Genomic DNA, 22,562 nt, shown 5'->3' with positions numbered 1-22,562 from the left:
ATAAAAGCCATTACGGCATCTCTGCAATACGTTTCAGATGGTTAAGCCCCTCTTCCATCGTGGCGCCGAACATCCTGTCCATCATAAACCCGCGGAGCTTCCACCAGGGCGTCATCCCCACATGTGCTTCAAAGCGCCAGAGGATGGCGGTACCGTTACCATCAGCAGTAGGCTTCAGGTCGAAGTGTGCGGTAATGTGTTTCATATCCGGATGCGTCATGATGTAGGTAATGCTTTTGCCCGGTACCACTTCCGTGATCTTAACACGGCCCAGGCCTTTGGTGCCCGGGGTTTCCCAGGTATACATGGCGCCTGCTCCGGAGGTAATGGGGCCGTAGGTAACGGTAACACCCTGTTTAGGGTTGTATTCCGGATGCCAGGGGTTCCACTCCTTCCATGTTTTTAGGTCCGACAGCCGGTCGAACACCTTACCGGCCGGTGCTTCTATTGCGCCGGAACGCTCCAGCAGGGCGGTTGAAGGGAAGGCCAGCGACAGCACGAAGCCCAGTACTACCAGGATGCCCATGGAAAGCAGGAAAAATTTGATGAGTCTCATATCAGGTCTGATTACAGTTAATGTTGATTATTCCCAGCGGAACACTTTCACGGCCACGGCATATACCACTACTCCCCAGATGGTGAGTACCAGCAGCTGCGGGCCCAGGTGCCAGAGGTGAAGGCCTTCAAAAGCTACTTTACGCAACGCATCGTTCAGGTAAGTGAGCGGCATGATCTTACAAATGGGCTGCAGCCATGCCGGGAACACATCCACGGAAAAGAAGGTGCCCGCCAGCAGGAACTGCGGAAGGGTTACCACGTTGGCCATGGGCGGAATAGTACTTTCCGTTTTGGCGATGCCGCTTACTACAAATCCGAAACCCATGAATACGATGAGGCCGAATAAACATAACACCAGCATTTCGAGGAAAGTTACAAATCCGTTCACCAGCGTGAAGCCGAAAGCAAAATAACCAAGGCCGATGATGATGATGGAACCGAACGACTGAAACAGCAAACGGCTGAGCGCTTCACCGAGGATGATGTACATGCGGTGAATGGGCGTGGCGAAAAAGCGTTTCAGAACCAGCGTTTGCCGGAGACTGAAAAACAGGAACGCCGTACCGAATACTGCGGCGCTGAGCAGGGAAAATCCCAGCTGGCCGGGCAGGATAAAATCGATGGGCTTATAAATACGCCCCGGAACGGTTTCCGGAATTACTTCTGCTACTGTGGGGCGGGGATATACTTTATCGTTGGCAGCATTGATGCCGGTTTGCAGTGCGTTTAAGAGAAGCGCTTTACTGTCTGCATTGGTGGCGGTGGAAGTTTTTACATGTACTTTATAAGCCGGTGCGGTGGCGGTGCCGCCGGTATCGATGCGGAGGATGGCCGTCATACTCCCTTTGCGGAGGGCGGTTTCCATATCGGGCTGGGCCTGATCGGTGATGAGGCGGATATGGGGAGCGGAGGCGAGATTTTTGTATACGAGGCTGGCGGTATCCGAATTTTTATCGACCCCTATCCTTACCGTATCTCCGTTACCGCCGATAAAACCGAATACTAAAATGAATACCAGCGGGAAGGCGAGACTGAACACTACCGCCGAAGGGCTGCGGAACATTGCCCGGATACTTGCCTTCGTGATTGCCCACATTGCCTTACGCTGATTATATACTGACGCCATGCTGATTTTTCTTTAACAAGGGGCAAAACTAGCAAACAACGGTCAATTATCCCCCTAAATCTGCTAAGCGGCTACCAGGGTCTGCTGCTGGGTAATGACCCACCAATAACCGGCGCTTAACATTCCGTGGAGGGGTCATTTCTTAGTTTGCACCTGCATCTTCAAGTTATCCGCGTATTACGTCTGTCAATTTTGCCGCAAGGGCCCCTTTAAAATCAACCAATTATGGCCGAGAAAAAAGTTCAAACCACCGAAGCTTCTACCAATGTGGTAGAGCACATGTGCCGCAGTTACGATGAAATACTGCAAAACCTCCAGGAATTCGATGCCTTTAGTGCATCACAAATCATTTGCAATGTAATTAACGAGCACATCAAGCGTCTGAGCAGCGTGATCCGCCATCATAATGAGATTGCGGAATCCGCAGAAAAGTCTATGGAAGCACTGGCAGACGGCCTCCGCCGCCTCCGTATGCAGGCCCAGAAGATCGTGGACGAAAACCACAACAACGTTATCCGCCTTACGCCGGAAGAGCGCGACCCCGTTTACACAGAAGAGGGTTGATCCGCTCCCTGAAAATTCATACCGCCAACTAAAGCCGGCAATTCAAGGCTGCTAGAAGCCGGCTATTTTCCGGTCCGGCCAACAAGGCGATGCCTTTACTGCACCGGGGGTCGGGGATTCCATGCCGGTCACTATATCCCGATGTTATGGTTTTCCCCGCCCCGGGGACCGGCCTTTCCGGTTACTTCCGCACCGGCTCCAGCCGCACGTAGTGTTCTATCACGTCCATATCTTTCGTAGTCACGGAAAAGATACCTACCAGCACCTTTTCGTCCAGCCACTTGATCCTTTCAGGCCCCCAGCGGTCCGGCTGGTATTCATACGCCAGCACCAGCCCTTTGGGTGTTACGTTGAAACATTGCAGGCCGTTTGTTGTAAAGGCCGCCATCAGGTCGGTATTGCTGGCGATCACCTGCTTCCCATCGGGCGATACCTGCGGGAGGTTTATCATCTGTACCAGCTCCCCCGTATTTTCATTCACCACCTGCACATCAAAATATTCATACCCATACAGGTGTACCACATAACTTTTCAGTGCAGGGATATAGCCCTGGTAAGTGAAGTGGGCAAGGTCTTCCCCGTCACTCAGGTTATTCACCAGCTGCTTCACTTGCCCGTTCGTCAGCTGCATCGTGAGCGTATCTCCGTGGCGGCGCACACGGTCTTTCTGCTGCGCGATATTCTTTTCCTCACTGGTATCGGGTGTAAACTCCTTCGCACTTGCGAACAGCTCCTGCGTGGAAGGTACCACGCGGTATAATTGTCCGTTCAGCGTGAGGGTATCGGGCAGTCCTGCCGGGCCGGGTAATGCCGTATCGCTGGATAATTCAGGGCCGGTGGCTTCGATCAGGCTGTCGGCCTGCTGGTCTGCCTTCGTGGTATCGGCACCATTAGTAGCGGCACCCTGCTGGCAGGCGGCCATTCCACAAACAAATGCTACGGGGAGTAAGTATTTCAAACGCTGCATAAAGGGATTTTAAAAAGCAAAATGCCGCTCCCTACAGGAAGCGGCACCGCAATATCAGACTTTTTTTCATTTCCGGTTTATTGGATAACCATTTCATAAGGCAGCTTAGCCTGGGCTTCGCCCTGCATGGCACGAACCTTTTTGATGGTCTCGTAAATACGGTAATCGTTACCCAGCTCTTCTTTCAGGTAGTCCGCCTTTATACTTTTACTAAACCCTTTAAAAAGCTTCTCAAAGGTATCTTTCGGACGTGGGTATGTAATAAGTTTAGGTTCGGGGATGTTAGCCATACGGGTGGCACAGTCGATGGCATCCTGCACACCACCGAGGCGGTCTACCAGCCCCAGTTTCAGCGCCTGGCGGCCTGTCCATACCCTGCCCTGTGAAATACTGTCCACAATAGCGGCATCCAGCTTACGGCCTTCTGCCACGCGGTGTTTGAAAGTAGCATAGATACTGTCTACCGACCGTTGGATGAGTACTTTTTCCTTATCCGTAAGCGGGCGGTTTACTGAACCCGCATCTGCAAACGGAGCGGTTTTTACACCATCGAACGTAATACCCAGTTTGCTGTTGAAGAAGCCCTGCATGTTGGGGAGTACGGTAAATACCCCGATGGAACCGGTGAGGGTATTGGGCTCGGCGAAAATACTGTCGGCCATGCAGGAAATGTAATACCCGCCGGAAGCTGCATAGTCGCCCATGGTTACGATAACGGGTTTGGCTTTGCGTGCGAGGCTCAGTTCCCTCCAGATGTTTTCGGAAGCAAGGGCGCTGCCGCCGGGAGAGTTCACCCGGAACACGATGGCGCGGATCTCCTTATCCTGCCGTGCCTCACGGATCATTTTCACATAATCGTCACTGGCAATCTTGATATCACCATCTTCCCCGGTGCGTATTTCGCCTTCGGCATAGATGAGGGCAATGTTGCCATAGTCATCACCAAAACCTCCCTTTGCGAAAGCATAGCGATTGAGGGAAATGAAATTCACTTCTTCTTCCCCGCCGATGGCGAGACTGCGTTTGATTTCATCCATCACCTGGTCATCGTAGCGGAGGCCGTCGATCAGTTTATAGCGTTCTGCATCGGAAGGTTCGAGGATGAGGCCTTCGTTGGCATAACCATGTAGGGTGGCGGTATCTATTTTGCGGGACTCTCCTACCCTGGAGAGGAAGTCGCCATACAGTTCATTGAGGAATTCGGTGGTCTGGATGCGGTTGGCGTCCGACATTTTGTATTCGCGCAGGGGCTCCGTGGCGGATTTGAATCGGCCATTGTAGAAGATCTGCGGTTCAATGTCCAGTTTTTCCAGCAGGCCTTTGAGGTACATCATGGTCATGGAATAACCGGTGAAGTCGACCCCGCCTTTGGGGTGAACATAAACTTTAGAAGACGCTGAGGCTATATAGTAAGCGTTCTGGGAGAGGGATTCCGCATATGCATATACGAATTTGCCGCTTTTACGGAAATCGGTGATGGCGCGGCGAAGCTCTTCGCTGCCGGCGAAACCGTTGCCATTGCCGTCTGCTTTAATAAATAAGCCTTTAACATTATTATCGGTAGCGGCGGCGCGGATGTTGCGAACGGCATCGAAAAGGCCGGGAACATTGCCCGATTCGGAGGTGTAGAGGCCAAGGAAGGGATCGTCTGTCCGAAGTTCGTGGAAGGTCTGTGCAAGGTCAACCACTACTACGGCATTGGAGCCTACTACTACCTTTTTCTTCGTGCCCATCCTTGCAAATACCATGATCATGAATAGGAAGGAGAGGAAAGAGAAGATAATGAGGGCTACAAAGGATGCCAGGAAAAATTTGAGGAAACTGCGCATGTGTTATCTGGTTATTGAAAAGGAAACTATATTAATTTTCTCAAAAATACGGAATATGGGTACTTTTGGACCGTCAAATTCATGAATACTGCAATATTACTGATAGGAGGCAATATGGGAGACCGCTCCGCCAACCTGCAAAAGGCCATAAAGCTGTTGCAGGCGGAAGCCGGTATAATAGCCCGTGAATCAGCCTTATATGAAACGGCTGCCTGGGGTGGCGTGCAACAGCCCGACTATCTCAACCAGGCCCTGGAACTGCATACGGAACTGGATGCTCCTGCCCTGCTGGCCCTTATGCTGGACATAGAGCGGAGGATAGGCCGGGTGCGCCGGATGAAATGGGGTTCCCGTGTAATTGACATCGACCTCCTGTTTTTCAACAATGAAGTGATTACCCTTCCGCAGCTGAAAGTACCGCATCCGCAGTTACAGAACCGCCGCTTTGTGCTGGCGCCGCTGGCAGAGATCGCGGCAGAGAGGGTACACCCTATTCTGCAGCTGACGGTGGCTGAGTTACTGGCTGCCTGTCCGGACCCGTTGCCCGCCGTAAAGCTCGTTACTGCTCCTCACTAACCCATGCAATACCGGTTTATAACCATAGAAGGTAATATTGGTTCGGGTAAAACCACCCTTGCCCATCAGCTCTCCGACCATTTCCGGGCGCGCCTGGTATTAGAGGAATTTGCCGATAACCCTTTCCTGCCCAAGTTTTATGCAGATCCGTCGCAGTATGCCTTTCCGCTGGAGCTGTTCTTTATGGCCGAGCGCTACAAGCAGCTGAAGGATATGAACACGGCGCCCGACCTCTTTACGGCACATACCGTGAGTGACTACCTGTTTATTAAAAGCCTGCTGTTTGCGAAAATGAACCTGGAAGCGGATGAGTATTCGCTGTACCAGAAGCTGTTTGATATTATTAACCCCCAGCTCCCCCAGCCCGATATACTGATATTCCTCAATGCGCCGGTGGCGCAATTGCAAAGTAATATCCGTAAGCGCGGGAGGCCTTATGAGCAGCAGATAAAGGATAGTTATTTAAAGCGTGTGCAGGAGATGTACATGCAGTTTATCCGCCAATACCCTATGCGTACGCTGATGGTGGATACCACGAAGATGGATTTCCTGCGGAGCCCGTCTGATTTCCAGGCATTGCTGGCGGCGCTGGAGAAGGATTATGCGCCGGGGGTACATTACTTATAATTCAGGTTTGGTATAAAAGAGATAAGCAACCTGCTTGCGCAGGTTGCTTATCGAAAATCGGTGTGAAATGCCTGTGTACTACGCTGCTGTTACCAGCGGGTCCACAAACGAGGTCAGCAACCCAAATACCAGCGGGCCGGCCAGGGGCACGTTGGGTGTGAAATTCTTTGTCAGGAAATAAGCGCCTTTAACGAGGGTCAGGAGGTTAGCTACATAAGCACCGCCCTGAACATTCTGCATGTCTTCCATGCCAAGCGGCTCGCAGCCGAAATACTTGTTTTCCATAGTTTGTAGGTTTTAGTCAGAATAGATGTGAGTTCAATTTACCTGTATTCATCCTGTTCATTCTGTTCATTCTGATAATCAACTATTCAGTTTCGTTCAGAAAAAATATTTGAGGGGGCTTATGGGGGAAGGGGCGATTTGTCCGTCATATAAGCAGCAATCACAAAATAGCTACCTATATGAAAAGACTTGTAACATTTATCGCCCTGCTGCTCATGATGTCGCATACGCAGGCACAGGAAATACAGACCCTTTCCGGCAAATCCTTCAAGCCCAAACAATTTGGTGCCTACGGTGCAGGAATTGGCACTATCACCGCCATTAATGGAGATTTTGCCGTGATGACGGGTGCTTACGGCGGGGTATTCCTCAACAAGAAATGGCTGCTGGGAGTGGGTGCCAAAAACCTCTCCAACAACATCCGCCTCGAATCGGCCGACCGCCCATACCTCAACTTCTGGTATACCGGCGCCGTAGCAGAGTATGTTCACAATACCGATAAAATGTTCCATTGGTCTGCCGGTACCCTCATCGGTGGCGGTGGTGTATCTGAAAGGGAAAAGCGTGGTAAGGGCAGGGATGCCGTTTATGCTTCCAGCGCCGTAGTGGTGGCCGAGCCCTTCGTGCAGGTGGAAATGAATATCACCCATTACCTCCGGGTGGTGGCAGGCGGCTCTTACCGCAGGGTTTTCGGCTCCGGTGGTATAAACATCAGCGATGAAAAGCTCAGCGCCCCCGGCTTCCATCTTGGTGTAAAAGCAGGCCTTTTCTAACCGTCTGTCCTCTTTCCCCTTTTATCCATTCGCCGTTTTACGCTAATTTTGGCCCGCCGGTCTCTACAAAGAGCCGGCGTCCGCCATGTTCAAACCCTGCTCCAAATTGCTCCGTAACTGTCTATTCCTAATGCTCCTCTGGCCCTCCTGCCTGATGGCGCAGCAACAACTCCAGCAAGCAGTTTCCTTCCGTGCCGTGCAATGGCCCGTGGATTCCGTACTGTCTAAGATCACCGCTCAATCCGGACTCAACTTCTCCTATGCAGGAAGGCCTTTCCGGGGCGACAGCCTGGTTACCATGACCGTACAGCGCAAACCCGTACGCCAGGTGCTCGACCAGCTCTTCCAGGGCCGCATCCGCTATTCGGTGGTAGACGGGCACATCATCCTCCATGCCGCCGAAGGCACCCGCGAACGGTTTTACGTGATCAGCGGGTATGTGCGCGACAAGTCCAGCGGGCAATCGGTCGTAAACGCCAGTATTTATGAGCGTACCGACCTCATGTCTGCCTTCACCAACCAGGAAGGCTACTTCCACCTGCGGTTGAAAGACAAAGGCAAACACCCTTCCGTGGAGATCACCGTCAGCAAAGAGTTTTATATGGATACGGCACTGTACGTCATCCCCGGGTACGACCGGGAGATATCGGTAGCCATTTCTCCCGCCATGCCGGTGCAGCTGCGGGAGTTCACCGTATCCGATAATGTGGACAAGACATGGGCCGGCAGCCGTCTTATCGGCGATGCCCTTCGCCGCCAGACGCGCAACATCGGCAGGTTCCTTGCCAACAAACCGGTACAAACCTCCCTCCTGCCTTCGCTGGGTACACACGGCAAAATGGCCGGCAGTGTAGTCAATAAGTTTTCCCTGAACCTGGTAGGCGGATATTCCGCGGGGGTAGACGGGGTGGAGATTGCAGGCGGCTATAACATCAATAAAAAAGACGCACAATACGCACAGGTGGCGGGTATCTTCAACCTCGTAGGCGGCGCCGTAACAGGCGTACAGGTGGCCGGCCTCTTTAACCGGAACATAGAATCGGTACTGGGCGCACAGATCAGCGGTATCAGCAACGTGGCCGATGGCAAACTGAGAGGCGCTCAGATCACAGGGCTCTTCAACCGCGCCAAAGACTCCGTGTATGGTATCCAGATAGCAGGGCTCTACAACAGAACCCGTGGCAATGTGGTTGGCGGACAGATCAGCGGATTGCTGAACCATAGCGGCGGCTACCTGAACGGCCTTCAGATCAGCGGACTTATTAACCGCGTGGCAGGTAATGCCACCGGCATCCAGATTACCGGGCTCATCAACTATGCATCGGAAATGAAGGGCATACAGATAGCTGGACTTATCAACCACGCAGCGGGCAGTCTTGCCATAGGTGGTGAGGTTTCCCCTACTCCCTTTGGACTACCCACTGGTGCAGCTCCCGGCATGCAGATCTCCGGGCTGTATAACCAGCACCGTGGCTCCGGCCATGGCGTACAGATAACAGGCGGCTGGAACCATGCGCGTGATACCATGCGGGGATTACAGTTATCCCTGTTCGGTAACAGCGCAGGCTACAACCGCGGCCTGCAGTTCGGGCTGGTGAACATTTCTGACAGCTCCAGCGGTGCGTCCATAGGGCTGGTAACCATCGTAAAGAAAAGAGGATATTATAAGCTGGATGCCTTCGCCAGTGATATGGCGCCCATAAACCTTCAATTCAAAAGCGGCCGGAAAGGGTTCTATTCCATCCTTACCGGCGGTAAAGGCAGCGATCTCCACTTCCTGGGCCTGGGTATCGGGGCAGACTATACCCTGAAAGGCAGGCTCTCCATTTCGGGAGACATTGTACAGGTGAATTACTTCGACAACAACTGGAAAACGCTTGGGCAGGCCTGGCGCCTCTCTCCTTCCCTGCGGGTGAAGGTCAGCAACTGGTTTACTTTATTCGGCGGGCCGGCATTCACTTTCGCGGACGATAACAATAAGATCGTGAACCGTCCATGGAAAGGATATCCCGGCTTCTCCTCCGACCAGGGCCGATCGGGATGGCTGGGCTGGCAGGCTGGCATCAGCTTTTTCTAAAAGGGCTGTCCTTCGAGCTGTGCGGCTATCCACCCGCTCGTCCAGGCATGCTGGAAGTTGAAGCCACCGGTGATACCGTCCACATCCATTACTTCACCAGCGAAATACAGCCCCGGTGCTATGCGGCTCTGCATGGTAAGCGGGTCTATTTCCGGCAGGCGGATGCCTCCGCAGGTCACGAATTCTTCTTTAAAAGTCGTTTTCCCTGAAACGGGGAACTCCATGGCGGTAAGCTGGCGGATGAGTTTGTTTTGCTCTTTTGCCGGTATTTCGGCCCAGCGGGTGCTTTCCGGGATGCCCGATTGGGCGAGGAGGAACAGCCAGAGGCGGGAAGGGAGCCCGAACGGATTGCGGGTCCCCGTCATTTGCCGCCCCAGTTCCTGCCGCCATTGCGGCCAGGCATCGCGCAGGGCGTTTTCATTCATTTCGGGCAGCCAGTTCACTATGAGGGTAAATTTGTAGGATTGCTCCTGCAGATAACGTGCTCCCCATGCGGAGAGCCGCAGGATGGCGGGGCCGCTCATCCCCCAGTGGGTGATCAGCAAAGGGCCTTTCTCTGCCAGTTTACTCCCTGCGATGCGCACAGCCGCTTCGGGCACTGCCACGCCCATGAGTTCCGTTACCGGGTTGCCGGGCATGTTGAAGGTGAACAGTGAAGGGGCGGGTGTTTCTATGGAATGGCCCGTGGCCGTGAGGTAACTGAATTTATCGGAAGCCGCATATCCGCCTGCGGCAATGCAGATGTTGGGGGCAGTGATCGAAGCTCCTCCTGCAAGGGACACTTTCCATTGACCGGCTTCCCGTTCGAGTGACTGTACATCGGCGTGGCGGCGTACCTGCACCTTATGGCGGTCTGCCTCGCGGAGGAGGCAGTCGATAATGGTCTGCGAATCGTCGGTATCGGGGAACATTCTGCCATCGGCTTCCGTTTTAAGCGTTACATCGCGCTCCGCGAACCACCGGATGGTATCGGGTACAAAGAAGCGGGAGAACGACTTCTTGAGGAAGTTACCACCGCGGGGGTAGCGCTTCACCAGTTCGCTGACACTGTCGAGCGCATGTGTTACGTTACACCTTCCGCCACCGGAAACTTTTACTTTGGAGAGTACTTTACCCGTCTTCTCCAGCAACACCACTTTCTTACCGGGATGGAGCCTTGCTGCGTTTACTGCACAAAAAAATCCGGCGGCGCCGCCACCGGTCACAATCAGGTCGGCCTGTTCGGTTTGAGGATGTTCCATATCTGTTATTCGCCTGTATACGGGCGCAATTTCGCAAAAAACGAAATGTTAAAAAAACGGGACTCCCTCCTACTAATTATTCGTAATGTATTATCTTGGTACATTAAACGACCCGCAATCCATGCAACAAACATCCCTGAAAAAACTCCGCGTACTGCTAGCAGCCTGTCTTTTAGGCTTCGGCGCATGGGGAGCTTCGGGCTTCTCCACACCTGCAGACTGGACAGAAAGAATCATTCAGGCTTTAGAGAAGTTCACCAGTAATTACCCGCAGGAGAAAGTATACCTGCATCTGGACAAAGATTATTACGCCGCCGGCGAAACGATCTGGTTCTCAGGGTATGTGACACTGAACGACCTCCCGGCATATGGCGCCCGCAACCTGTATGCGGAGCTGCGCGATTCCAGGGGCGTAGTAGTGCAGAAGGAATTGCTGTTGATTTACGACGGCGGTGCTGCCGGTGAATTCACCCTCGCGGAAAATACCAAACCCGGCCTTTATCAGCTGCGCGCTTACACCGCCTGGATGCTGAACTTCGACACTACGTTTATGTTCTTCAAAAACATACAGGTGTTTGATCCTAAAACCGGGAAAGCCGGTGAAACTGCGGCGCCTAAAGATTACTCCGTTCAGTTCTTCCCCGAAGGCGGCGACCTGATCCAGGATGTGAGCAGCGCCGTGGCTTTTAAAGCCATCGATGAAAACGGGTATCCCATTAAAGTGGCTGGTGTTGTGCGCGACAGTAAGGGCAACCAGGCCGCGGTGATTGAAACGCTGCACGACGGTATGGGCTCTTTTGAACTGAAGCCCGCACCGGGAGAAACTTATAAAGCCGTGATCACCAATGCGGCCAAACAGGAAAAAACCTTCGCTCTCCCTGCAGTGAAAGCTTCCGGCATAGCCCTGAAGGTTTATAACCGCGGGCAGCGCATCTTCTACCTCACCGGCTTTAACGGGCTGGGGGCAGATCAGAACCAGATGCTGCTCATTGCACAGATGCGCAACCAGGTGATTTATAAAGCCGACCTCAATGTGTCTGAAGGAAAGGTAAGCGGACTCATCCCCGCCAATAACCTGCCGACGGGCATTATGCAGCTCACGGTGTTCGACCAGAAGGGCACGCCCCTCAGCGAGCGTATCGTGTATGTAAAAGGCAAAACAGACTCCCTCGAATTCTTCCTCGACCCGCAGGAGCTGAATAAAGCCCCCCGCATGCGTACCGAACTGGTGCTCCAGGTGCCTGACTCCATGCGCGGCCGCATCAGTGCATCCATCACGGATGCCGACCAGGTGGCTTTCGATCCCAACGCCAATAACATCATCAGCCATACCTTCCTCACTTCCGACCTGAAAGGATATGTACACAACCCGTACTGGTATTTCCGGAACGATAGTGCTTCCACCCTTCAGGCGCTCGACCTCGTGATGATGACCAACGGATGGAGAAGGTTTAGCTGGCAGGAGATCCTGCAGGATAAATTCCCTACGATTAAGTACCCTTACGAACAGGGTGTTAGCATTACGGGCAAAGCCATGTCTACTGCACGGCAGCCTTTAACGAGTGGTAATGTGAACTTCCTCGTTCGCATACCGAAAGACAGTTCACAGAACTTCCTCTCCGCCCCGGTGAAGCCCGACGGAACCTTTGAACTTAATAATCTCGTATTCGGGGATACGGCGCTTTTATATTTCCAGGGGCAGATGGATGCCAAGAAGAACAGGGATGTGGTGGTGGAATTCGACCGGCACTTCTTTGATGTGTATGCACCTGTGAAAACACCTGTGCCGTTATTACCACCCCCACCGATGGATAACCGCATCCTGAAGAATTACCTCTCTACTGTAATGGAAGGCAACAGTGTAAACCGCATGATCACCAACCGTACTATTCAACTGAAAGCGGTGGATGTGAATGCACGGAAACCCACTGCGGCAGAAACTACCTCTTCGCGTTACGCCAGCGGTATGTTCAGCAGTGATAACGGTTACACCTTCGACCTTACGAATGAAACGCCTACTAACTTCAACGTATTCCAGTACCTCCAGGCGCGAGTTCCGGGCCTGCAGATCCAGGGAGATGTCAGCAACCCTACCCTTAGCTGGCGTGGCGGTGCACCCGGTGTATTCCTCGACCAGATGCCGGTAGATGTAGGTACGGTGGCTAATATCCCCATGGCGGATGTAGCGCTGATTAAAGTGTTCCGGCCTCCCTTTATGGGCGGTATGGGTGGTGCCAATGGCGCTATTGCCATCTGGACGCGCAGAGGCGGCGATTCCCGTCCTGACCCCAATGCCCGTAAGCTGGAGCTGCTGAAAAAAGGCGGTTACCGCATCATCAAGGAGTTTTACAGTCCTGATTATGCGGTGAAGAAAGCACAGCACGAGCTGCCCGACAAGCGCCTCACGCTGTTCTGGAGCCCCAACCTGGTGGTGGATACCATCAGCCACACGGCCCGTATGATCTTCTACAACAACGATCAGACGAAGAACTTCCGCGTGGTGGTAGAGTCTATGGACCAGTTTGGCCGCGTAGGCAGGGTAGAAAAATACTTCTAGCATTTACTTACCTCAGTATATAAAGCCCTCCGGTATCCGGGGGGCTTTTTTTGCGGGCATAGAAAAGGCCTCCCGGGATGGGAGGCCTTTTCTGTTTACACAGCAAGGATCATTGGGTATGACTGCTTAGTCTTTCAGTTTGTTAAGATAGTAGCTCAGTTTGTACAGTAGCTCATCCTGCAGGCCTGCGCGCAGTTTGGCTTCATCTTCGGTGATGCCGAGGCGGCGGAGGCGCTGGTAGTATACATAAGAGCCGCCGATGAGTTCCAGGCATTCCTGGATCTTGGTTTTCACTTCGGCTTCCTTTGAGCGCTTCTCGAATTCCTTCTTCGACAGGATTTTATCCACGAAGTAGAAAGGGTCTTTATCTTCTGCCCACTTCCCGTTTTCCTGGTGCTGGGGTTTGTATACTTCGAGGTATACGCTGTCCAGCTTCAGGGGCTCCCCGAATTCGGCTTTAATGTCGATTACCAGGGGTTTGGCACTGGCGGGATTGGCGAGGCGCTTTTTGATGGCGTTGCTGATCTGTACGCCGAGGTCCCCGCTGGCCATGAGCAGCTGGTTCAGTTCTGAGAACTCCAGTCCGATGGTGATACGGGTATAACGGCTGCCGGTTTTCTGCTTTCCGAAGAGACTGGGGGTGGTTTTATCGTCGAACACGATATCCTCTACCAGTACTTTAGAAATGGTTTTGTAATTGGGTTTGTACCCTTCTTCGGCGGGCGACAGTCTTTTCCTCGCTGCGGGGCGGGTGGTTTCCTGCCGGTGGATGTGCTGGATAAAATCGTCTACGAACCGGAGCTGATATTTCTTCAGTTTGGTGTAAAGCTCGTGGGAGCTGTAGCTGCTGATTTTAGACAGTACGATGAGATCTTCCCAGCTGTTATGCTGCTGCACGCGATGGAGTTCATCGAGAATGTCCTGCGCGGGCATGTTACGGCGGTAGAGCAGTTCCCCGATGAGGAATACGCCATAGTCGTTTGCGGGGTATCCCAGTTCGGGGAGCACGTCAAACGGGCTGCGTTTCTGTTCCATAGCCTGCGTGAGCTGATCCAGATCGCTCATAACGGGTGAGAGTAAATATTTCCGTGCGGCGGTGCGCAATTTACGGCTGACATAATCGAGAAGTTGATCATTAACGCTTCCGTGGTTCACAAAATCATGCAGAATCTGTACAAACCTTTTGGAAACGGGCAGGCCAAACTGGGTGAGGATGTCGCTCTCCAGATCCTGCACACCGTTGGCCCCTTTGGCAACGGCTTCCTGCTTCGGCTGTTTATCCAGCTTCCGGTAGTTTTGGTAATACTCCTGCAATTTCAATTTTAGCTGATCCATATGCAAATTTTGTTGTGTTTCAGTCACTTATATAGTAAATCCTTCACTAGTAAAAACAGAATAGCCCAGCACTTCGCATGCTGGGCTAGTAAGTTTCGGGTGATTGCGAACCGCAAATATACGCCATTTTTTGTGGAAATCCTGTGCATAAGTGCCCCTTCGACACAGATAGTTTTGCGGAATATATTAATGCCTTTACGCTCAGATAATTAAATATAGAAGGCGGGGCTTCATTTATTTTGGGGCATCGTACCCATGCAATAAGATACTGATAATCAACAGTAACGATTATTTAACCCATTGCTTTAGGTTGATTTTCAGGGCGGAACGGAGGTTTACGGGCCCTGTATTTTCATTGTTGATCAGACCCGGGAAAAATGGTAGTACTTTTGGAAAGTAAAACGAACAATAAAGTATAGTAATGGAAACATCGGTAAATAATTTCCTGGCAAGCCAGCATAAGCTCAAATTAACGCATGTAGAAGATCCAATCACGGTGATGGAAAGTGGTATGTCAGGGATGATTTTCACGCTCGATGATATTGATGAGAAATTCTTCGATCTGAAGAACGGTATACTGGGAGAAACGTTCCAGAAGTTTGTGAATTACCGTTTTCCTGTAGCCATTGTTCTGCCTGCGGATCATGGATTCGGATTAAGGGTAACGGAACTGGCGAGGGAGCATGCGCGGCATGATGTTGTCAGATTCTGCAAGACCATGGAAGAAGCGAAAGCATGGATGATAAAGGTTTTAGGATAACGCTGTAAATTTTTCAAAAAAACTGTTTCCACTATTTGGAAATAAGAAAAGAAAATTATTACCTTTGCACTCCGCAAAACAAACGACACGGTGGTTGTAGCTCAGTTGGTTAGAGCATCAGATTGTGGTTCTGAGGGTCGGGGGTTCGAGACCCCTCAATCACCCAAAAAAATGGTCTCCTGGTAACATGGAGACCATTTTTCATTTAGATCAAACTGCATCAAAAGGAAATGGTTATGCTGTATCTTATTCCGTTGCTGACTGCTTTTACCGGCTGGTTTGTAAACCGCGCCGCTCTCTGGCTGCTGTTTCACCCCGTAAAGCCCATTAACCTGGGTTTCTTCACCCTCCAGGGTGCTTTCCCTAAAAGGCAGCCCCAGATCGCGGAAGCCATCGGTAAAGCTGTGGCACAGTTCATTTCTTTTGACGATATCCGCACCAAGCTCACCGATCCTGAAAAGATCAGCGCACTGAAGCCGGTAGTGGAAGAACACCTCGATCACTTCCTCCGCAACAAACTGCCGCAGGCTATGCCCATGATCTCCATGTTCATCGGCGACAGCACCATTACCCAGATCAAAACTACCCTTGCCGCAGAACTGGACCTCCTGTTCCCCAAACTCATCGGCCAGTTCCTCGATAAAGCACAGGCCGACCTCAACCCTGCCGCCCTCGTTACTTCCAAAATAGCCGGTATCGCCAGCGAAAAGGTGGAAGCAGGCCTTCGGGAGAAGATGGGTGGCGCCCTTGCCGTAATGAGCCTCTTAGGCGCAGGCATCGGCCTTATTATCGGCTTCATCCAGCTCTGGATCGTACTGATTGCTTAATCCGGTTCCGCCATTATTGATACATTGCTCAAAGGGACGTTATATGTCTCTAACCGTATTGTAACCGTATTAGAACAGTATTGTTACCGTATACGCATAGTATCAGCTTAGTATCAGCCCGGCATCAATACCGCATACATACCGTATTAAAAGCAAATACCCGGGAAACTACCTGTGATTCCGAAATCCATCCTTCCGCCGACTGCTTCATCCGGGTTAAAGACCGTTGCTACCATACTCATGTAAAATTTACACAATGGTGCAAGTACTTTCCAAAAACAGCGTCTAATTTTCAGCTAATTACGTTTCAATTCTGATAAAAATGAGAAAAATATACGTCCTCCTTGCAGGTCTGTTCCTTTTCCAGCTTCATTCCATTGCCCAGGCTCCTCCTTCCGGTCAACGCCCCGGAGGCCAGCAGGGTGGCCAGCGTCCCGGAGGTGGTCCGGGAGGTGCCGCTCCCACCATCGGTCACATTTATGGTAAACTGGTAGACGCGAAAACAAAACAACCCGTTGAATATGCATCCGTTGCCCTCCTCCGCGCCAAAGACTCTTCCGTAGTAACCGGGATGCTCAGCAAAAACAATGGCGACTTCAGCCTGGAGAACCTGGCCTTCGGCCCTTACCTCCTCCGCATCAACTTCATGGGATATACCACCCTTTTCAAAAAGGTGGCCGTAACCCCGCAGGCCATGGCGCAGGACCTTGGCAACATCCGCCTCGATCCCAACGTAAAAGCCCTCAACGAAGTGGAAGTAACCGGACAGCGCTCCGCCTTCCAGATGGCGATTGATAAAAAAGTGTTTAATGTAGACCGTAACCTAACCTCCGTAGGCGGTACCGCTACCGACGTACTGAAATCAGTACCTTCTGTAAACGTGGATATCGACGGTAATGTACAGGTACGTAACTCCTCTCCCAACATCTTTGTAGACGGTAAGCCCAGCACCCTTTCGCTGGACCAGATCCCTGCGGATGCCATCGAGAGCGTGGAGCTGATCACCAATCCCTCCGCCCGTTACGACGCGGAAGGTATGAGCGGCATCCTCAACATTGTCCTCAAAAAGAATAAGAAAGCCGGTTTCAACGGACAGATACAGGGCGGCATTGGCACCAACGACAAATACAACCTCGGCGGTAATATTGCCGCACGCCAGGGTAAATGGAACGTGTCTGCCAATTACAACCTCAACATGAACCGTAACTGGGGCGATGGTATTACCGAAAGGGAAAACTTCCCCACTGCCACCTCTCCCCGTAACTTCATCAACCAGGAAACCGACAGCTATGGCGGTGGTAAATTCCAGTTCGGGCGTATCGGTGTCGATTACTTCCTCGATAACCGGAACACCATTTCCCTGTCGCAGAACATCGTTGGCGGTTCCTTCAAAAACCATGAAGAGCTGGGCAGCCGGTACCTGAATGCAGATAAAGGGCTCACCAGCCGTAATCAACGTATCACAGACAGTAAGTTCGGTTTCAACAACTATACTACCACGCTGGGCTTCAAACACCTGTTCGCGGAGCCTAACAAGGAGCTCACGGCCGATGTGTCTATGAACAAAAGCAGCAATAACCGCAGCGGCGGGTTCACTACTTACCCGCAAAACCTTAACGGGGAGCCGGCCGGCGATCCTTACATGCAGTCCAACAAAGGAAAAGGCAATACCGACTTCTACTCCTTCCAGGCAGATTATGTGGACCCCATGGGTAAAACCGGTAAGTTTGAAACGGGCGTAAAAGGCCAGTTCCGCAACTATAAGAGCATTTACGATGTGTATCAGGGCGGCCAGTACTCCGATGCGCTCTCCAACGACTACGAGTATAAAGAGCAGATCTACGCTGCCTACGCCAACTATTCCAATACCATCGGGAACTTAGGATACCAGGCGGGCCTGCGTGCGGAGCAGTATGTATATTCCGGCTCCATCCCCAGCGAGAACAAAACGTTTGAGCCTACCAAGGCAGTGCCGGGCTTCTTCCCCAGCGTGTACCTCTCCTACAAACTGCCGAAGGAGCAGGAACTGCAGCTGAACTATTCCCGCCGGGTAAACCGTCCTAACTTCTTCCAGCTGGTGCCCTACCGCGATTTCAGCGACCCGCTGAACCACCGCGAGGGTAACCCCAACCTGAAGCCGGAGTATACCAACTCCATGGAATTCAGCTACATGAAGCAGTGGAAAAACCACAACTTCCTCGGATCGCTGTACTACCGTAACACCAATAACCTCATCAGCACACTGAACACGCCCATTTCTGCCGGTAACGATACGCTGCTCACCACTTTCGTGAATGCGAACAAGAACTACAGCTATGGTGCGGAACTGACGGTGAAGAACCAGATCGTGAAAGGATGGGACATCACTACCAACGTGAACCTGTACCAGACGGAGCTGACGGTGCGTAACGATAAAGAGAATTACACCAACCGCGGCTTCTCCTGGCTGGCAAAAGTGAATTCCGAAACGAAGCTGCCGCTTAACTTCACCTTCCAGGTTACTGCCAACTACCAGGCACCTGCAATCACTATTCCGCAGGGTAGCGGAGGCGGTGGTGGCGGCCGTGGTGGCGGAGGCCCTATGGGTATGATCCCCGCATCGGCACAAGGCACCATCAAAGGCCTCAGCAATGTGGATCTGGCCGTAAGGAAAGATTTCCTGAAGAACAAAGCCGCTTCCCTCACGCTTGCCCTGAGCGATGTGTTTAACACCCGCCAGTTCGAGATCGACCAGGAATCGATGTACTTCTCCCAATACATGCTGCGCAAACGTGAATCACGCATCCTGCGCCTCAATTTCTCCTATCGCTTCGGTAAAATGGACACCCAGCTGTTCAAACGCAGGAACAATAAATCCAGCGCCGAAGGTATGCAGATGGAAGGCGGACAGGGCGGTTTCTAACCGGCATATATCCCCCATCTTAAAAGAAAGCCGCCCCGGAAGATGGGGCGGCTTTCTTATGGATGCATGTGCATAAAAAAAGGCTGACAGCCGGTGCGACTGTCAGCCTTTTTCATAATTCCTTTATGGCTCAGCTGTTTTTGCCTGCCAGCATAGGCACGAAGGAGAAATCGTCGAAGATCTCTTCCTCGAACTTATCGTCGGCCACTTTGGTGATGCGGAGCATACGCTGTACATCGCCACCGCCAACGGGGATAACCATTTTACCGCCGATCTTGAGCTGTTTGAGCAGTTTCTCGGGGATTTGGGGAGCTGCCGCCGTAACGAGTATTTTGTCGAACGGGGCATAGGTAGGCAAGCCTTCATATCCGTCTCCATAGAAAAAGCGGAGGGTGGGATATTTGGATTTGAATTGAAAAAGCTTGACCAGGTCGAACAGTTTCTTTTGCCGTTCGATGGTGTAGACATTCGCTTTCAGTTCACCCAGCACACAGGCCTGGTAGGCGCTTCCTGTCCCGATCTCGAGGATCTTCTCAAATGGTTTTACTTCGAGGAGCTGCGACTGGTAGGCCACTGTATAAGGCTGCGATATCGTTTGCCCTTCCCCGATCGGAAATGCCCTGTCTTCATACGCGATCCCTTCGAACGCGGTATCCAGGAAATAATGCCGGGGAATGTTGTTGATGGCAGCCAGTACGTTCTCGTCAGTAATACCTTTTCTTCTGATGTTGTCAACCAATTGTCTGCGTAGTCCTTTTTGTTTGTAGTTGTCTTCGTACCGCCTCATATTACCGCAAAAATAACCATTACCCCCGTAATTCCCTTTTTCTCCTTATTTTACATTCCGTTTTTAGTCAATAAGCCCTCTAAAGTTAATTCACAACATGGACGCAAACATTCTCAGCAAAGCAGAACAATGGCTGCAAGGTGGCTATGATGCTGATACCGTATCTAGCATTGAAAAACTCATTAAAGAAAACCCGGAAGAACTGACCGACGCATTTTACCGCAGCCTCGAATTCGGCACAGGCGGACTTCGCGGCGTTATGGGCGTTGGCACCAACCGTATGAACAAATATACCGTAGGGATGGCCACGCAGGGTTTTGCCAACTATCTGAACCAGTCTTTCCCCGATGGTGTTAAAATAGCCATAGCGCACGACAGCCGGAACAACAGCCGCTTCTTCGCGGAGGTTACCGCCAACGTAATGGCAGCCAACGGTATTAAAGTATACCTTTTCGAAGCACTGCGGCCTACGCCGGAGCTTTCCTTCGCCATCCGCCACCTGGGCTGCCAGGGCGGTATCGTTATCACCGCTTCTCACAACCCCCGCGAATACAACGGCTATAAAGCCTACTGGAACGATGGCGCCCAGCTGGTGCCTCCCCACGATAAAAACGTGATCAAGGAAGTAGAGAAGATCAATGGCATCGGCGAAGTGAAATGGGCCGGATGGGAGCAGAACATCACCCTCATCGGCAAAGAACTCGACGAAGCTTATCTCAGCATGCTGAAAGGCCTCAGCGTATCGCCTGATGCAGTAGCAGCGCAGCACGATCTTAAAATTGTTTATACCCCCATCCATGGTACCGGTATCACGCTCGTTCCCGAGATCCTGCAACGCTTCGGCTTCACCAACGTACATATCGTGGAAGAGCAGGCTAAGCCCGATGGCAACTTCCCTACTGTAGTATATCCTAACCCGGAAGAATCGGAAGCCATGAGCATCGGCCTGAAGAAAGCCGCTGCGCTGGATGCCGACATCCTGCTCGGTACCGACCCCGACTCCGACCGTGTGGGCATCGCCGTGAAAGACCATACCGGCAAATGGATCCTCCTCAACGGGAACCAGACCGCCGTGCTGCTCTTCAATTACATCGTGGAAGCACGCAAGCGGAAAGGGCTTTCCAAACCCAACGATTACATCTGCAAAACCATCGTTACTTCCGACCTCATTGATGTGTTTGCCGCCAGCAACCAGATCAACTGCTATAATACCCTCACCGGCTTCAAATGGATCGCTGACCTCATCCGCACCAAGGAAGGCACCGAGAACTTCGTTTGCGGCGGGGAAGAATCGTATGGTTATATGATCGGCGATAATGTGCGTGATAAAGACGCCATTGCTTCCGTAGCCATGATCTGCGAAATGGCCGCCTACGCCAAAAACGAAGGGCGCAGCCTGTACGAGCAGCTGATCGATATTTACCTCCGTTACGGATTCTATAAAGAATCCCTCATCAGCATCACTAAAAAAGGCATGAAAGGTGCGGAAGAGATTGCCGCCATGATGACCCGCTACCGCGAGAACCCTCCGGCAGTGATCAACGGGTCTAAAGTGGTGAAGATCTTCGACTATGAGCTGCAACATGTAACTACGCTGGCTACCGGTGAGAAAGCTGCACTCGAACTTCCGAAATCCAACGTACTCCAGTTCCTGCTGGAAGATGGCAGCCGCATTTCTGCACGCCCTTCCGGTACAGAGCCTAAGATCAAATTCTACTTCAGTGTATCCGAGCCGCTCGAAAGCGTGGCCGACCTGGAAAGAGTTGAGCAGAAGCTGGACGCGAAGGTGACCAACATCATTCACGACATGCAATTGTAATGCGCCTCAGGGTCGTTTCACTGCACCTTGCATCTATATTCTTTTACAGCACGGTATCCGCTCAGGAACCCCGGCGTACGGGGTTCTTCGATCTTCCGGACACCACCGTTCCGGCCAGGGTCTGGGCGCTCGGGGCGGGTACCGTTGCTGCTTATTCCGGCTCCCTGCTGGTACTTAACAAGTACTGGTACAAAGGGTATCCCCGGCAGCCATTCCATTTCTATAACGATGCCGGTGAATGGCTGCAGATGGACAAAGCCGGCCATGTGTTTTCCGCCTACGCTTATTCCAAACTAAGCAGGGAACTGTGGCGCTGGTCGGGCCTTCCGCGTAAGCAACAGATCTGGATCGGCGGGCTCAGCGGTTTCGCATACCAGTCTGTCATCGAAGTGCTGGACGGCAGCTCTGCCAACTGGGGCTTCTCCTGGTCGGATGTAGCCGCCAATACCATCGGCTCCGCCGCTATGATCGGGCAGGAACTGTTATGGAACGAACAGCGTATCCAGTTTAAATTCTCCTGGTCGCCGGTACGCTACCCCGATCCTGTTTTAAAACAACGGGCAAATGGTATCTACGGTGTAAATGCGCTGGAGCAGGTACTGAAAGATTACAACGGACAAACCTATTGGGCATCCCTCCGCCTCGCAGCCTTCTTCCCTGAAAAGAATTTCCCAAAATGGCTGAACATCGCATTCGGATATGGCGCCGACGGGATGTATGATGCATTTGAGAATGCATGGGAAGACAATGAAGGGAAGCCCGTCAATTACACACACATCCGCCGGGTACGGCAATTTTATTTGTCGCCCGACATAGACCTTACGCGCATCCCCACACGGCGCAAGGGTGTGAAAGTGCTGCTACAGGCACTGAACATGATCAAGATACCCGCTCCCGCACTGGAACTCACCAGTGGCGGCAGGCTTCGGGCACATGCTTTCCATTTCTGATA

The 22,562-nt window shown here is 52.1% G+C and carries 19 protein-coding genes and 1 tRNA gene; 12 read left to right on the top strand and 8 right to left on the bottom strand.

What is annotated here, in order from left to right:
* Window positions 1-10: 10 nt before the first annotated feature.
* Window positions 11-556, bottom strand: coding sequence for an SRPBCC family protein (locus DEV76_RS19240; protein WP_109699553.1), 546 nt, complete (start codon window positions 554-556; stop codon window positions 11-13).
* Window positions 557-583: 27 nt separating this feature from the next.
* Window positions 584-1,684 (bottom strand): ABC transporter permease, encoded by a 1,101-nt coding sequence (locus DEV76_RS19235; RefSeq protein ID WP_109699552.1) that lies wholly within the window; start codon window positions 1,682-1,684, stop codon window positions 584-586.
* Window positions 1,685-1,909: 225 nt separating this feature from the next.
* Here DEV76_RS19235 and DEV76_RS19230 point away from each other — a divergent pair, with 225 nt between their 5' ends.
* Window positions 1,910-2,248, top strand: a complete 339-nt coding sequence (locus DEV76_RS19230) for a hypothetical protein (RefSeq protein ID WP_109699551.1) — start codon at window positions 1,910-1,912, stop codon at window positions 2,246-2,248.
* Window positions 2,249-2,429: 181 nt separating this feature from the next.
* On the opposite strand, the gene DEV76_RS19225 is transcribed toward DEV76_RS19230, so the two are convergent.
* Window positions 2,430-3,215, bottom strand: coding sequence for a hypothetical protein (locus tag DEV76_RS19225; protein ID WP_157962998.1), 786 nt, complete (start codon window positions 3,213-3,215; stop codon window positions 2,430-2,432).
* A 77-nt stretch (window positions 3,216-3,292) separates the two neighbouring features.
* Complete coding sequence (gene sppA / locus DEV76_RS19220; RefSeq protein WP_109699549.1) at window positions 3,293-5,044, bottom strand: signal peptide peptidase SppA; 1,752 nt, start codon at window positions 5,042-5,044, stop codon at window positions 3,293-3,295.
* 81 nt (window positions 5,045-5,125) lie between these two features.
* On the opposite strand from sppA, the gene folK reads away from it, so the two are divergent.
* A complete protein-coding gene (folK, locus tag DEV76_RS19215) occupies window positions 5,126-5,620 on the top strand; it encodes a 2-amino-4-hydroxy-6-hydroxymethyldihydropteridine diphosphokinase (RefSeq protein WP_109699548.1) in 495 nt (164 codons plus the stop codon).
* Window positions 5,621-5,623: 3 nt separating this feature from the next.
* The gene (locus DEV76_RS19210; protein WP_109699547.1) at window positions 5,624-6,247 is read left to right on the top strand and encodes a deoxynucleoside kinase; all 624 of its coding nucleotides are present in this window, start codon (window positions 5,624-5,626) and stop codon (window positions 6,245-6,247) included.
* A 78-nt stretch (window positions 6,248-6,325) separates the two neighbouring features.
* On the opposite strand, the gene DEV76_RS19205 is transcribed toward DEV76_RS19210, so the two are convergent.
* A complete protein-coding gene (locus DEV76_RS19205) occupies window positions 6,326-6,532 on the bottom strand; it encodes a hypothetical protein (RefSeq protein ID WP_109699546.1) in 207 nt (68 codons plus the stop codon).
* A gap of 179 nt (window positions 6,533-6,711) precedes the next feature.
* On the opposite strand from DEV76_RS19205, the gene DEV76_RS19200 reads away from it, so the two are divergent.
* Window positions 6,712-7,305, top strand: coding sequence for a hypothetical protein (locus DEV76_RS19200; protein WP_109699545.1), 594 nt, complete (start codon window positions 6,712-6,714; stop codon window positions 7,303-7,305).
* 130 nt (window positions 7,306-7,435) lie between these two features.
* A complete protein-coding gene (locus tag DEV76_RS19195; RefSeq protein WP_109699544.1) occupies window positions 7,436-9,382 on the top strand; it encodes a peptidase associated/transthyretin-like domain-containing protein in 1,947 nt (648 codons plus the stop codon).
* On the opposite strand, the gene DEV76_RS19190 is transcribed toward DEV76_RS19195, so the two are convergent.
* Window positions 9,379-10,623, bottom strand: a complete 1,245-nt coding sequence (locus DEV76_RS19190) for a BaiN/RdsA family NAD(P)/FAD-dependent oxidoreductase (protein WP_109699543.1) — start codon at window positions 10,621-10,623, stop codon at window positions 9,379-9,381. The genes DEV76_RS19195 and DEV76_RS19190 overlap by 4 nt on opposite strands.
* A 121-nt stretch (window positions 10,624-10,744) precedes the next feature.
* Here DEV76_RS19190 and DEV76_RS19185 point away from each other — a divergent pair, with 121 nt between their 5' ends.
* The gene (locus DEV76_RS19185; RefSeq protein WP_109699660.1) at window positions 10,745-13,180 is read left to right on the top strand and encodes an MG2 domain-containing protein; all 2,436 of its coding nucleotides are present in this window, start codon (window positions 10,745-10,747) and stop codon (window positions 13,178-13,180) included.
* Window positions 13,181-13,306: 126 nt separating this feature from the next.
* Here the strand turns inward: DEV76_RS19185 and DEV76_RS19180 are convergent, their stop codons facing one another.
* Entirely contained in the window at window positions 13,307-14,515 is a 1,209-nt protein-coding gene (locus tag DEV76_RS19180; RefSeq protein WP_109699542.1) for a hypothetical protein, read from the bottom strand.
* Window positions 14,516-14,936: 421 nt separating this feature from the next.
* Between DEV76_RS19180 and DEV76_RS19175 the strand changes: the two genes are divergently transcribed.
* From DEV76_RS19175 to DEV76_RS19160, 4 genes are all read left to right on the top strand, one after another.
* Window positions 14,937-15,275: a DUF4180 domain-containing protein gene (locus tag DEV76_RS19175; RefSeq protein WP_109699541.1), complete on the top strand. Its 339-nt coding sequence runs from the start codon at window positions 14,937-14,939 to the stop codon at window positions 15,273-15,275.
* A gap of 90 nt (window positions 15,276-15,365) precedes the next feature.
* A tRNA-His gene (locus DEV76_RS19170) sits at window positions 15,366-15,439 on the top strand.
* Between the two features lie 72 nt (window positions 15,440-15,511).
* The gene (locus DEV76_RS19165; protein ID WP_157962997.1) at window positions 15,512-16,102 is read left to right on the top strand and encodes a DUF445 domain-containing protein; all 591 of its coding nucleotides are present in this window, start codon (window positions 15,512-15,514) and stop codon (window positions 16,100-16,102) included.
* Between the two features lie 322 nt (window positions 16,103-16,424).
* Window positions 16,425-19,004: a TonB-dependent receptor domain-containing protein gene (locus DEV76_RS19160; protein ID WP_109699539.1), complete on the top strand. Its 2,580-nt coding sequence runs from the start codon at window positions 16,425-16,427 to the stop codon at window positions 19,002-19,004.
* Window positions 19,005-19,134: 130 nt separating this feature from the next.
* On the opposite strand, the gene DEV76_RS19155 is transcribed toward DEV76_RS19160, so the two are convergent.
* Entirely contained in the window at window positions 19,135-19,791 is a 657-nt protein-coding gene (locus DEV76_RS19155; RefSeq protein WP_109699538.1) for a protein-L-isoaspartate(D-aspartate) O-methyltransferase, read from the bottom strand.
* 97 nt (window positions 19,792-19,888) lie between these two features.
* Here DEV76_RS19155 and DEV76_RS19150 point away from each other — a divergent pair, with 97 nt between their 5' ends.
* Both DEV76_RS19150 and DEV76_RS19145 read left to right on the top strand, forming a co-directional pair.
* Window positions 19,889-21,610 (top strand): phospho-sugar mutase, encoded by a 1,722-nt coding sequence (locus DEV76_RS19150; RefSeq protein WP_109699537.1) that lies wholly within the window; start codon window positions 19,889-19,891, stop codon window positions 21,608-21,610.
* The gene (locus DEV76_RS19145; protein ID WP_109699536.1) at window positions 21,610-22,560 is read left to right on the top strand and encodes a DUF2279 domain-containing protein; all 951 of its coding nucleotides are present in this window, start codon (window positions 21,610-21,612) and stop codon (window positions 22,558-22,560) included. The genes DEV76_RS19150 and DEV76_RS19145 overlap by 1 nt, the downstream gene beginning before the upstream one ends.
* The last annotated feature ends 2 nt before the right edge of the window (window positions 22,561-22,562 follow it).

The sequence above is a fragment of the Chitinophaga deserti genome (assembly GCF_003149455.1).
GTDB lineage: Bacteria > Bacteroidota > Bacteroidia > Chitinophagales > Chitinophagaceae > Chitinophaga > Chitinophaga deserti.
The sequence above is the reverse complement of the archived record's forward strand: the minus strand, read 5'-3'. Positions and strand labels throughout refer to the sequence as shown.

Excerpts from the sequence above, each read along its gene's own strand:
- DEV76_RS19190 (WP_109699543.1), bottom strand. The coding sequence starts at position 10,623 with ATGGAACATCCTCAAACCGAACAGGCCGACCTGATTGTGACCGGTGGC.
- DEV76_RS19200 (WP_109699545.1), top strand. The coding sequence starts at position 6,712 with ATGAAAAGACTTGTAACATTTATCGCCCTGCTGCTCATGATGTCGCAT.
- DEV76_RS19210 (WP_109699547.1), top strand. The coding sequence starts at position 5,624 with ATGCAATACCGGTTTATAACCATAGAAGGTAATATTGGTTCGGGTAAA.
- DEV76_RS19145 (WP_109699536.1), top strand. The coding sequence starts at position 21,610 with ATGCGCCTCAGGGTCGTTTCACTGCACCTTGCATCTATATTCTTTTAC.
- DEV76_RS19165 (WP_157962997.1), top strand. The coding sequence starts at position 15,512 with ATGCTGTATCTTATTCCGTTGCTGACTGCTTTTACCGGCTGGTTTGTA.
- DEV76_RS19240 (WP_109699553.1), bottom strand. The coding sequence starts at position 556 with ATGAGACTCATCAAATTTTTCCTGCTTTCCATGGGCATCCTGGTAGTA.
- DEV76_RS19195 (WP_109699544.1), top strand. The coding sequence starts at position 7,436 with ATGCTCCTCTGGCCCTCCTGCCTGATGGCGCAGCAACAACTCCAGCAA.
- DEV76_RS19160 (WP_109699539.1), top strand. The coding sequence starts at position 16,425 with ATGAGAAAAATATACGTCCTCCTTGCAGGTCTGTTCCTTTTCCAGCTT.
- DEV76_RS19155 (WP_109699538.1), bottom strand. The coding sequence starts at position 19,791 with ATGAGGCGGTACGAAGACAACTACAAACAAAAAGGACTACGCAGACAA.
- DEV76_RS19205 (WP_109699546.1), bottom strand. The coding sequence starts at position 6,532 with ATGGAAAACAAGTATTTCGGCTGCGAGCCGCTTGGCATGGAAGACATG.
- DEV76_RS19175 (WP_109699541.1), top strand. The coding sequence starts at position 14,937 with ATGGAAACATCGGTAAATAATTTCCTGGCAAGCCAGCATAAGCTCAAA.
- DEV76_RS19150 (WP_109699537.1), top strand. The coding sequence starts at position 19,889 with ATGGACGCAAACATTCTCAGCAAAGCAGAACAATGGCTGCAAGGTGGC.
- DEV76_RS19225 (WP_157962998.1), bottom strand. The coding sequence starts at position 3,215 with ATGCAGCGTTTGAAATACTTACTCCCCGTAGCATTTGTTTGTGGAATG.
- DEV76_RS19185 (WP_109699660.1), top strand. The coding sequence starts at position 10,745 with ATGCAACAAACATCCCTGAAAAAACTCCGCGTACTGCTAGCAGCCTGT.
- folK (WP_109699548.1), top strand. The coding sequence starts at position 5,126 with ATGAATACTGCAATATTACTGATAGGAGGCAATATGGGAGACCGCTCC.
- DEV76_RS19180 (WP_109699542.1), bottom strand. The coding sequence starts at position 14,515 with ATGGATCAGCTAAAATTGAAATTGCAGGAGTATTACCAAAACTACCGG.
- sppA (WP_109699549.1), bottom strand. The coding sequence starts at position 5,044 with ATGCGCAGTTTCCTCAAATTTTTCCTGGCATCCTTTGTAGCCCTCATT.
- DEV76_RS19230 (WP_109699551.1), top strand. The coding sequence starts at position 1,910 with ATGGCCGAGAAAAAAGTTCAAACCACCGAAGCTTCTACCAATGTGGTA.
- DEV76_RS19235 (WP_109699552.1), bottom strand. The coding sequence starts at position 1,684 with ATGGCGTCAGTATATAATCAGCGTAAGGCAATGTGGGCAATCACGAAG.